This window comes from Neobacillus drentensis (assembly GCF_036965645.1).
Classification (GTDB): Bacteria; Bacillota; Bacilli; order Bacillales; family Cytobacillaceae; genus Neobacillus; species Neobacillus drentensis_D.
Window position 1 is genome coordinate 7,212 of sequence record NZ_JBALPZ010000153.1, and the last position, 10,936, is coordinate 18,147.

Annotated in this window: 11 protein-coding genes and 2 pseudogenes; all 13 read right to left on the minus strand. The window is 38.3% G+C overall.

The window, feature by feature from the left end:
- Positions 1-486 (minus strand): annotated as a pseudogene (locus V7266_RS24830) (helix-turn-helix domain-containing protein); the annotation flags it as partial.
- Positions 487-696: 210 nt separating this feature from the next.
- On the minus strand, positions 697-1,368 hold the full coding sequence (locus tag V7266_RS24835; protein WP_335471865.1) for a ThuA domain-containing protein: 672 nt from the start codon (positions 1,366-1,368) through the stop codon (positions 697-699).
- A 110-nt stretch (positions 1,369-1,478) separates the two neighbouring features.
- The gene (locus tag V7266_RS24840; protein ID WP_335471867.1) at positions 1,479-2,180 is read right to left on the minus strand and encodes an SDR family oxidoreductase; all 702 of its coding nucleotides are present in this window, start codon (positions 2,178-2,180) and stop codon (positions 1,479-1,481) included.
- A gap of 15 nt (positions 2,181-2,195) precedes the next feature.
- Positions 2,196-2,678, minus strand: a complete 483-nt coding sequence (locus tag V7266_RS24845) for a VOC family protein (RefSeq protein WP_335471869.1) — start codon at positions 2,676-2,678, stop codon at positions 2,196-2,198.
- Positions 2,679-2,692: 14 nt separating this feature from the next.
- Positions 2,693-3,172, minus strand: coding sequence for a VOC family protein (locus tag V7266_RS24850; RefSeq protein WP_335471871.1), 480 nt, complete (start codon positions 3,170-3,172; stop codon positions 2,693-2,695).
- Positions 3,173-3,323: 151 nt separating this feature from the next.
- Positions 3,324-4,202, minus strand: coding sequence for a carbohydrate ABC transporter permease (locus V7266_RS24855; protein WP_335471873.1), 879 nt, complete (start codon positions 4,200-4,202; stop codon positions 3,324-3,326).
- A 74-nt stretch (positions 4,203-4,276) separates the two neighbouring features.
- The gene (locus tag V7266_RS24860; RefSeq protein WP_335471875.1) at positions 4,277-5,182 is read right to left on the minus strand and encodes a carbohydrate ABC transporter permease; all 906 of its coding nucleotides are present in this window, start codon (positions 5,180-5,182) and stop codon (positions 4,277-4,279) included.
- Positions 5,183-5,250: 68 nt separating this feature from the next.
- A complete protein-coding gene (locus V7266_RS24865; RefSeq protein WP_335471876.1) occupies positions 5,251-6,570 on the minus strand; it encodes an ABC transporter substrate-binding protein in 1,320 nt (439 codons plus the stop codon).
- Positions 6,571-6,807: 237 nt separating this feature from the next.
- The gene (locus tag V7266_RS24870; RefSeq protein WP_335471878.1) at positions 6,808-7,848 is read right to left on the minus strand and encodes a LacI family DNA-binding transcriptional regulator; all 1,041 of its coding nucleotides are present in this window, start codon (positions 7,846-7,848) and stop codon (positions 6,808-6,810) included.
- Positions 7,849-8,091: 243 nt separating this feature from the next.
- A complete protein-coding gene (locus V7266_RS24875; RefSeq protein WP_335471880.1) occupies positions 8,092-9,315 on the minus strand; it encodes an endo-1,4-beta-xylanase in 1,224 nt (407 codons plus the stop codon).
- Positions 9,316-9,465: 150 nt separating this feature from the next.
- Positions 9,466-10,356: a phytanoyl-CoA dioxygenase family protein gene (locus V7266_RS24880; protein ID WP_335471882.1), complete on the minus strand. Its 891-nt coding sequence runs from the start codon at positions 10,354-10,356 to the stop codon at positions 9,466-9,468.
- A 113-nt stretch (positions 10,357-10,469) separates the two neighbouring features.
- Positions 10,470-10,712 carry a hypothetical protein gene (locus tag V7266_RS24885; protein WP_335471884.1) on the minus strand — a complete coding sequence of 81 codons (243 nt, stop codon included), beginning with the start codon at positions 10,710-10,712 and terminating at the stop codon, positions 10,470-10,472.
- A 24-nt stretch (positions 10,713-10,736) separates the two neighbouring features.
- Positions 10,737-10,936 (minus strand): annotated as a pseudogene (locus V7266_RS24890) (SDR family NAD(P)-dependent oxidoreductase); the annotation flags it as partial.

Consider the following 10,936-nt stretch of genomic DNA (forward strand, 5'->3'; position numbering starts at 1 on the left):
GGAATTTATGACGTTTACAAATTTCAGTGATCTGTGCTTCGAGTTCAGTTTTACCTTTAGAACCTTGTTTTCTCCACCTATAGTAAGTTGACCTAGGTGTGCCAATACATTTACAAAGAAAGGTTATAGAAAATTGATCTTTAAATTTTTCAACTAAGGCTACGACTGCTTCCGGAACCAACTCCTCTCTATTTCTTGGTACTTTTTTAAAATTTCTATTTGTGCCTTTAAGTACTCATTTTCTCTCTTTAACTGGTCATTTTCAGATAGTTCTGCAGGACCTTTCCCATAACTATATTGTTTACCAATCCCTTGCGCTAAACGATATTGTTGCCCTTCACGATACCACTTCATCCACCTTTTAATCTGAGTAACATTGGTAATTCCGAACTTGTCCATAATTTCACGGTTAGAATACTCACCACTTAACTTCATTTCAATAACAGCCTTTTTAACTTCTTCTGAGTATTCATTTATCTTCCCCATAAGAAAACACCTCCTGAGTTACGTATTATTTAAATACGATTCAGGGGGTGCTTTTTCCTTTGTCTTATTTAACTAGGTCTCTCCAATTTTTACCAGCTCCCTCTCCTTCACTTCCTATTTATTCTTGAATATTTCCATTTAGTGGCTAGCAGAGAGATGTAAAGCTTAGATTCTATTAAAATCATCAGGATCTGCAAACATTCGTTTATCCTAATTAAGAGCGTTTATTTTTTTCAAACTCACCCATTCAACCGTCTTAGCCAAGAGTAATGTAAATTCCTCATTTATAAGCCCTTCTTCATTATGTGCTGGGGTAAGACAGCAGACTCGCCCTGCTCCGTAGTGATGGAACCACCCTGCAATGGAATTCCCTTCTTCGGAAACTGATTTTAAAAAGATATTCGTCTCCTCTTCCTTTACTTTAACAAAATAGTGCTCATCTCTAATTTCAAAGGAAACCGGGCCAAAAGCATCGATTCTTTGTACATCCGTATACTTTACTTGAGGATGAGGTGCTGGATGGTATTCAAAATATCCCTTTAACATTTCAGTATAGGAACCCTCAATAGAGTAGGAGGCAAGCCCTGAATGCCAAGCTAACCATCCTCCACCTTGTTCAACATACTGAGCAATCGCTTCGCCCATTTCTTCAGTCATCCAAGTATCAACCTTTTCATCATTCGGATTAAGTCGATCTTCTTTAAATAAGATAACGGCATCAGGTTGACTTTCTAATTCCTTTTTTAGTTGACTCGGTTCAATTTCCACGTACTCAAATCTTTCGTTTTCTTCATTAAGCAGGGCTAAGACCCGAATCAAGGAAGCTTGAATCCTTTCTCTAGGATGATAGTAATCTCCTATAAGGGTAACGATTCTTTTCAAAGCCTTCACTCTCCATGAAATAATATTTTTACTAAGAATTCTATCAGTGATTTCCCGATGTAGGAGAATAGTAATCGGCCCCCAAACGATGGTTTGAGGGCCAACTACGTTTATAGTGGCATTGGCTCTCCCTTGAAATTAATAAAACATGAAGTAGCTTGAATCTCCATTTTCTTCTCGACAATATCCAAAAAACCCCGTGCGGATTCCTCCGGTGTGCCAGGAGCCCGCTCTCCACCCATGTCTGTTTTGATCCAGCCAGGATGGATAGCATAAACAGAAACTTGATCAATGGCTAGATATTTTTTTAATTGTTGAGAAAACATGTTTAACGCGGATTTAGAAAGAGCGTAAGGATAATCCCCGCCATAGGCATTCTGAAAGCTTCCGGCCTCAGATGAGATGTTAATAATGGAAGCGTTGGGTCCTTTGGCAAGAAGTGGCAGGAAGTGTTTAATAACTCTCATTGGTCCAAAGAGATTAATATGAAAAGTCTGCTCCACCTTATCCATATCCAATTCTTCAATTTTCTTTGAACGTTCATCTAATATCCCGGCATTGTTAATGATAACATCTAAGGAAACATTTTCCTCTCTTAACCTTTTAGAAGCTGCATCACATGACGCCTCATCAGCAATATTTAGAGGCAGAAGAAAGACTTGATTCGGAAAATCAGACTGAAGTTGTCTTAACTCCTCCACTCTCTGTTCTGGGTTTCGGACAGCAGCGAATACAGTATGTCTCCTTTTTGCTGCTTCCTTGGTCAACGCCAATCCAAGACCACGGTTAGCACCTGTAATAAATAGATTCATAGTAACCCTCCTAAGTTAAGCTTTGACTGGTTTACGACCTATTTCTTGTAGGCCTAGCATAACACCCAATTGTGAAACCGAATCAAAGAAACAATAACGCCCAGTTCCGTATTCTCCTTTATGTATTAAAGGAATATCTTTTCCCTCGACAAATTGAATGTGCTCTTCAAATCCATTGACAGTAAAAGTAATAAAATTAACCCCTTGTCCGTGCTTTTGCTTATACTCTGAATAAGGAGATGGTTCGTCAAGAGGCTCTAATAACTCAACTGTAACAGGTCCCATTTTAAGGTTTGCGATTTTAACTCGAGCAGGTGCATTTTCTCCGCGGAAAACGGAATAGGTCTCACCGGTTGGATCAGGAGTAACCTCCTCAGGCGGTAAAATAATCTGGGGCATCTCAACACCAAAGAGTTCCGAAAAGTTTTTCGCAGCTAAATGAATGTCGTCCACCACTAAACCGATCTTTATCAGATGATTGTTATCAATATTTTTCAACAGTGCTTCCCCCCTTACTTTTTATCGTTTTCAAGAAGCTCTAACATAATCTTTAAATCCTTGAATGTGTCTAGATAAGCATAGCGACCACCTGTATATTCCCCTTTTTGAACCAATGGCATATTTCGTGACTCCATTAAAGACACTTTTTCTTTCATCCCCTCTATAATAAAGGCGATATGGTGTGGACCTTCGCCATGCTCATTGAGATGGTCTCTCCACGTGCTAGGATGCTGATCAGGTTCAATTAGCTCTAACTGAAGTGATCCCATATCGAAAAAGGCCAATTTTGAACGGGCTACTGAAGCGGACCCTTTGTATTCCGTCCGTGCTTTATCCACTGTATCCGTCCAATTCCATTTTGGTTTTTCTACCCCAAAGAAATCCGCATAGGCTTGTGAAACTGTCTCAATATCATTCACTAGAATACCAATTTGAGCAATTACCTTTGTTCCTAATACTCCATTTTGAACATGAGTTTCATTTGACATCATTTATTCTCTCCTTTTTATCTTTTAGTTTATATACAATGGATAAGCCATTATATCTCTCACAAAGAATGAAAATTTTAAAAATATCGTATGATTAGTGATACTTGTGATTGTTCATTTAAGTAATACAAATTAATTTTTCATTATAAAAATATTAATCTTCAAATCCCCATTTTTTCGAAAGTTTGAAAAAAGTCATGGTCATAATTAAGGCGATGATTAAGAGAATCCATGCTTGCGCTGAAGCATACCCCATATTGAAGTACTGAAAAGCATTTCGATAAAGATAGAGAGAATAGAACAACGTAGAGTTGTCTGGTCCCCCATCCGTGATAATAAAGGCTTCGGCGAAGGATTGAAATACCGAGATCATTCCCGTAATTGAATTAAAAAGAATCGCTGGTCTTAACCCTGGCAACGTAATATGAAAGATCTTTTGTATTACATTGGCACCATCGATGGAGGCTGCTTCATACAAGGATTTTGGAATATCACCGATTGCCGCCAAATAGATCAAAATCATATTTCCAGACATCCAAATCGCCATGATGATAAATCCTGGTTTTGCCCATTTCGGACTAGAAAACCATCCGGGGCCATCAATACCAAAAAAGCCAAGGACCGAGTTTACAACGCCAGAATCTGGCTGAAGGACCCAAATCCACAAAATCGCCAGAACAACAAAAGGAACAAGTGTTGGAATAAAAAAGACTACCCTAAAAAAGGAAATACCTTTAATATTCTTTGTGTTAAGTAGGATGGCTATTGAAATGGTGACCACCGTTGTGATCGTCAAACCGACAAATACCATATATAACGTATTTCCCAACACAGTGAAAAACAAATCATCTTTAAAGAGAAGTTGCTTATAGTTTCCCAATCCAATAAATTTCGGTTCAGAAATTAGATTATACTCTGTCAAAGAATAGTAGAGAGAACTAAACATTGGATAGGCCGTAAAGCAGAGAAACCCGACAATCCAAGGAGAAATGAAAAGGAGGCCATTTCTCAAATTTCTTTTTTGTGTGTTCATCCATCACACCCCCTGTTATTAAAGAGTATTTTTTATGATTTTGGTTCCCAAAAGGGATCGAAAACCAAACTGTATTATCCTTTTGAACCGGTGAATGTGATCCCTTCGATGAAATATTTTTGTAGGAAGAAAAAGACAATTATGATTGGTAATGTCATGGCCACGCCAATCGCCATCAGTAAGCCCCACCTTGGGTCATTTTGTGACATAATCTGTTGCACTCCTAATGAAAGGGTGTAATGGCTATTGTCACTTAGGAAAATAAGTGGACCTAGGAAGTCTCGCCAGGCCTCGATGAATTGAAAAATCACCACCGTAGCTAAAATCGGTTTAGATAACGGTAAAATGACTTTCCAATAAATCGTGAATTCATTGGCTCCATCTATTTTTGCTGCTTCAGATAATTCTTTTGGTATTCCTTTAAAAAACTGTCTTAATAAGAAGATAAAGAATGGATTACCAAAAAAGTGCGGTATGATTAAAGGATAGAAACTCCCAATCCATCCGATTTCTTTAAATAGAAGAAATAACGGAATCATGATAACTTGAAACGGAAGCATTAATGTCGCCAAAACAAGGACGAAAATGCCATCTCGATATTTCCAATCTATTCTGGAAAAGCCATAGGCAATTAAAGAATTCGAGATCACCGCCCCAATACAGGTAAAAACAACAATAATAATAGTGTTCTTAAAATATAAAAAGAACGGAAAGGCCGTAAACGCTTCCTTGTAATTGGACCAATTGAGAACTTTAGGGATCCATACGGGTGGATCCGAAAAGAGTTCGGAACTACTTTTTAAGGAGCCTGATATCAGCCAAAGGAATGGCACAATAAAAGCTAAAGAAAATAAAATCAAAATCAAGTAAACTAGTAACTTATTTACATGTTTATTCACTTTTTTTAGCGTTGTCGATTGACTAGTTTCAGGAAGAATATTTCGTTGTTCAGGTTTTGCAACTGGGAGTGTCGTCTTCATATCGTTCTCCCTCCTTAATTTTTTTAAGCCCGGATTTTGCCCGAAGGCAAAACCCGGTTGCAAGGCCTTTATTTTTTCTGAAGTTTTTCTTGAAGTTTTTGTTGGGCTTTTTTAAGAAGAGATTCTGGGTCTTTATGATTATAGATAACATCATCGCGAATGCTAGTCAGTTCATCGCCCATTTCACTAGCGACGGATGTCAATGCTGGGTGACCCGAATCTGGAGAAGCTGCCACTTTTAACACTGTGTCATAAACTTGGTCGTTATCCCATTTGATGGCATCCGATTTTTCTTTCCAGATAGAAATGGATCTCCAAATATTAATGTTTTCCGCTAACACTTTGTCCTGGTTTCCATATAAAGCAAAGTTAACCGCTTCTTGAGGATGCTTTGCTCCCTTTGGAACAAAAAATACATTTGTTCCAAATACCGTGGAATCCTTTCTTCCGCCTGGAGGGCTTGGAATCGGAGCTACTCGATAATGGGTGTTTGGAGAATATATTTTAAGTGCATTAGCAAACCAGTTTCCCGTAACCGTCATGGCGACCTTTCCAGTCATGAATGGGTGATCTGGAGAAAAAGCCCCGCCAAATCCTGACGTAAAGGACTTGATTTTTTCTGGATTATATTTCTTGGCATAACTATCCATCCAGTTAAACGCATCAATCATCGGTTTTTCATTTAATACGACTTTTTTATTTTTTGTGTCATACATGTTAGCACCAAAATCCCATGCCCAGGTATATGGATCCTCGCCTGCATCAATCCACGGAATAAAGCCAAGTGTTTTGAAGCTGCCATCATCATTAATTTTCGTTAAGGCTGCAGCCGCTTTATCTAACTCTTCAATGGTTTTTGGAGGATTATCCGGATCTAGTCCTGCCGCCTTGAACATGTCCACATTGTAATACAATAAGTTAACGTTCGAATCCTGTGGAAGTATATAGGTTTTTCCATCAGGCTGTTTCATTAACGAACGGAAACCATCAAGAACACTATTCTCATCAAAACCTGCTTTTTCTAGATATTTATCAAGTGGCTCTAATGCCCCTTGAGCCGCTAGACTATAGGCGAGCTGATAGTCATTTCCATCTCCTAATACTAAATCTGGCGGGTTTCCCCCAGTGATGGCAGATAAAAGTTTACCATTTGTGATACCATCGGGAACGTATACGGCATTTACTTTTATGCCTTTCTCTTTCTCATAATCTGCAATTCTTCCTTTATCCCATTTTTCAGAATCTCCACCCCATGGATACCAATATGTAAATTCTTTGGAGCCACCATCAGATTTTGATGTAGTAGAGGATTTGGAACTCGAACAACCTGAAAGGATCAACATCATGACAAGGAGTAAAATCATACTTACTGAGAAGATTTTCTTCAATATTCAAAACCCCCAATAATAAATAGAATTTAACTTTTGATGAAGAAATAATGGCAAGTGTACATTTTTCAAAACCTTTTCCCTTTAGGCATCCCCCCTTTTAATAAACATATTATTTTTTTCGCGTATAAACACGCGTTTATAACTTTAAAAAATAAAACCTTGTGAATAAGCTTATACTAACCAAGCAAGTAATCATAAATTGAAAGCGCGTTCACACCGAACTAAAAAAAGAGATTAAAGAGAGCGGCAAGACTCTCTTACAATCAATTCAGAACCTACGGTAATCTTAATCCCCTTGTTACCTGGCTGTTCAATCTTTTTGATGACATCATTGGTCAAACGCTGCATCATTCCTCTGAAATCCACTTTAAAAGTCGTTAAGGGGGGAGGAAAAAAAGCACTTAATGCATGGTCATCGACACCAATGATGGATACATCTGCTGGAACATTCAATCCTTTTTCATTAAGTGCTCGAATGGCCCCAAATGCAATACTATCGTTAGCAGCAAAAAAAGCTGTCGGTAATTCAAGGTTGGTTTTTAAGAAGTTTTTCATGCTGTTATATCCACTGTCGCTATTAAAATCCCCTGGTAAAATCCATTCTTTTCTAATCGGTAAACCATGATGTTCAATAGCTTTCAGATAGCCCTTGTATCTCGCTGACCCGGAGTGTCGTTTTAGATCGCCATTTATGATTCCGATATGGCGGTGATTCAAACTAACCAAATAATCTATTGCTTTGATGACATCATTATCACTATCGAAGTTATAGACAATTCGATTGGCCTCATCACGCCCGGGCAAATTCTGGTCGACAATACCGATAATAAAACCTTCTGCAATAAGTTCTTCAATAAACGGTTCATGATTATCTGCACCCATAAAAATACCTGCATCTATTCTATTCTGGTAAAATACCGCCTTCACGCGGTCTACACTAACTGGATCCTTACTATTACGTATAATATGTGTCAATATATAGTAGTCGTGTAAGGAAGCTTCTTCTATTACACTAGTGATAAGCTTATTGCTGGTTGGGTCATTTGAGACACTTCCCTTATCAATAATGAATAATCCAATATTCCTCATATTTTTCCCTGCAAGTACTTGTGCAGACATATCGGGAACATAATTGTATTCTTTGATGACTTTCATTACCTTTTCCCTAGTCTCAGGGGGAACACTAGGATAATTATTAATGACTCTGCTAACGGTACTTCTAGATACACCTGCGAGTTCTGCAATTTGTGTGCTGTTTATTTTACTTCTTTTCAATGTATTTTCCTTCTCTCGTGAACACGCGTTTATTGTTGACTTTATTCTAATCCTCGTTATAGACTTGTGTCAATTATTAAATTGAATTTTTTGAATATTTTTTGAACACGCTTTCAAAGAGTAAGAATAATGACTTATCATTTTATACACAAAAAATTACCAGCAGTAATAATCTCCTAATGCTATTTTGATTAGACGTTTAAAAAATCAGCTCCAATATCGGAGCTGATTTACTAATTTACATTATTTATGGTCAATAATTGCCCAATAGGCCGGTTTTACATTGTAGTCTGGATCAAATACAAATGGTGCATCCTTTCCAGATTTTTTCACTACAGTAGCATATGGTGCATTTTTATCCGTTACAACGTTTCCATCTTGATCATAGTAAACATCAGCACGGTCATTAAGCCAAGTATGGTTATCAGTAACGCCCCAGAAGGTTACGTTGCTAATCTTATCGCCCAATTTCTCATATAACTTGAACAAACGATCGTAACGATCTGCTTGGTCTAGGAAATTTTGTTCCGGAATAGCTGCATAAGTTGGATATGCCCTTACAGGCCAGCCATACATACTGACATCAAGCTCGGTAATCTGGTTATCTAGGCCTAAATCCGCAAACATGTTAATCGTCTTTTCAATATCTGCTTCAGAAGGCCAGCCGATTTGGATGTGGGACTGATGGCCAACACCATCAATTGGAACCCCCTCCTCTTTTAATCTTTTAACTAGCTCATAGAGACTTGATCTTTTTGGTTCTACTTCTGTATTGTAATCATTGATATAAAGCTTAGCATCTGGTGCAGCATATTCTCTGGCGGTTTCAAATGCGACTTTAATATAGTCTTCGCCGGTTACTTTGTACCAATTAGAGTCAGTGCGTAATCCACCTCCATCAGAGATGACTTCATTCACAACATCCCAAGATTTCACATCATCCCTATATCGTGATACGACTGCTTTAATATGATCACGTAAGCGCTGTAATAATAACTCTTTGTTTGCCTCGCGTTTTACTGGATCTGTCTCACTTGGCATCCATTCACCTTGTTTATTAATGAAGAACCAATTAGGTACCTGCTGGTGCCAGACAAGATTATGACCACGGACGTCCATGCCATTTTCTTTTGCAAATTTAATAATTTGATCAGCAGGTCCCCAGTTGAATTGACCTTCTACTGGCTGCAAACTTGCAGGCTTCATGACATTCTCTGCAACGATACTATTAAAATGGCGCTTTAACATTTCCGCGTCCTTGCCTTGTAATTGGGAAGGCTCTACTGCTGCCCCAATGGTGAAAGAATCTTTATATCTTTGGTCTAGCTGTGGTGCCTCAAATGCACTAATAGTTGGCTTTTTGGCATAAGATTCTATATTAGATGCAGATACACTTGTTATTCCTACAGGTAGCAATAATGCTAAAGCTAATCCTGAAATCACTGGTTTACGTAAGACTTTTAGCATGTTCAAATCCCCTTTTAATAAATATTTTTTAAGGTGCATAAATACTAGAAATGATTCTCACGAAGTACTTATGAAAAATATTCACTTCAAATATATCTAATCCTCTAACTCAAATGGATAGGGTCCCAAAAATTGGGCTTTTTCGTGAGTTTACAAGGCCTTCCGAATACTAAATTCTAGAGGTGAATAGTCTGTCTCATTTATTCTTCTTAAGTTTAATCTCCCCCCTAACGGAGTTGTCCGATTGCACATAAAACGTGGAATTCCTGAATGATTTTGAGAAGAGGCATGATAGAGAAACGGATGGCAAAGGTAGACATCGCCTGCTTCTGCAGTTGTTTCCACTACTCTAAGGTTTGTCTCATCAACCTTAACGGTTTGATTCATAAAGTAATCGATTCGGTTCGTATCCTTGCTTGAAGAAGAGTTTGTCCCATCTTGACCTGTAAGCATGCCAAACCATTCATGAGCTTTGTTCACAGCTTGGATTCCATCCTCGAGAGTTACACCATTTGGCTGCTCAGCCAAGTATCGAGCTATCACTTTATGTGAACCCTCAGCCACTAATGTCCCGCCACCCCGGGGGCCAATATCTGAAAAAATACATAAACAAAGCAGACCTTGATCAGGGCTATCAACGTGATGTTTAAAATGGATTCCATCCCAATGCCATCCATTTGTTGGAACGTCCCATTCCAGATGGGAACCTTCCGAAAAATTAACGGGCCACCATCCCCAACGATTTGGTATGCCACGGCCGACCCAACGACCTGTTCCCACTAAATCCTCTATGGCATCGGAGAGTCTTTCACTATCGCACGGACGGAACTCCTCCGTATTGTAATTTTCATTCAATCGGAGCATGGGCTCAGTCCAGGTTGTTCGATCAAGTCTTTCAACCCCTCTTTTTTCCAGTTGTTCCCACAAGTAATCCTGTGCCTTTAATGCGGCCTTTCGCTCAAAAGCTTGGGAGACTTTAACCCAACCTAATTCAATGAATTGTTCAATATCATTTTGAGATAAAACCTTCCCTTTAAACATCCCAACAGCTCCTTTAAATAAGAAATAAGTTGATTAAAATACTAGATTTGCTTAAATAACCGTTGCCATTTCATTCCATAATCAAATCATAGTCATGTTTAAGTTTTATCTACTTACCAGTTCATTTGGTTCCCTTGATAATCAATGAACATATGTTCTTCAATCGCTGGTGACTTTAATATTTGGTTCATAATTCCCGTTGCAGATTCGATGGCATCAATCGTTGCATCTGGATTGAATTCACCAAAAATATACGACCTCACATAACCTGGATGGAATGCTAAAACTTTGATCCCATATTCTTTTAATTGATTTTGTAAGATCGTTAATTGCATGTTTAAAGCAGTCTTTGACATGCAATAGCCATACTCCTTCTTTCTCTAGGAATCAGCTAAACTTGCAGGTTCTGATGAGATATTGGCAAGTATTTTACTATTTCCTTTTATTAGCAAAGGAACAACAGACTTGGAGACACGCAATGGTCCAAATGTATTCGTATCAATCAGTTTCATCATATCTTCGTAATAAAAGTCTCCGAATATATCTTCAGACCGGTCCTTGAGAATACCTGCATTATTAA

Coding starts and splice junctions, on each gene's coding strand:
- V7266_RS24855 (WP_335471873.1), bottom strand. CDS start 4,202: ATGAACACACAAAAAAGAAATTTGAGAAATGGCCTCCTTTTCATTTCT.
- V7266_RS24880 (WP_335471882.1), bottom strand. CDS start 10,356: ATGTTTAAAGGGAAGGTTTTATCTCAAAATGATATTGAACAATTCATT.
- V7266_RS24860 (WP_335471875.1), bottom strand. CDS start 5,182: ATGAAGACGACACTCCCAGTTGCAAAACCTGAACAACGAAATATTCTT.
- V7266_RS24885 (WP_335471884.1), bottom strand. CDS start 10,712: ATGTCAAAGACTGCTTTAAACATGCAATTAACGATCTTACAAAATCAA.
- V7266_RS24850 (WP_335471871.1), bottom strand. CDS start 3,172: ATGATGTCAAATGAAACTCATGTTCAAAATGGAGTATTAGGAACAAAG.
- V7266_RS24875 (WP_335471880.1), bottom strand. CDS start 9,315: ATGCTAAAAGTCTTACGTAAACCAGTGATTTCAGGATTAGCTTTAGCA.
- V7266_RS24840 (WP_335471867.1), bottom strand. CDS start 2,180: ATGAATCTATTTATTACAGGTGCTAACCGTGGTCTTGGATTGGCGTTG.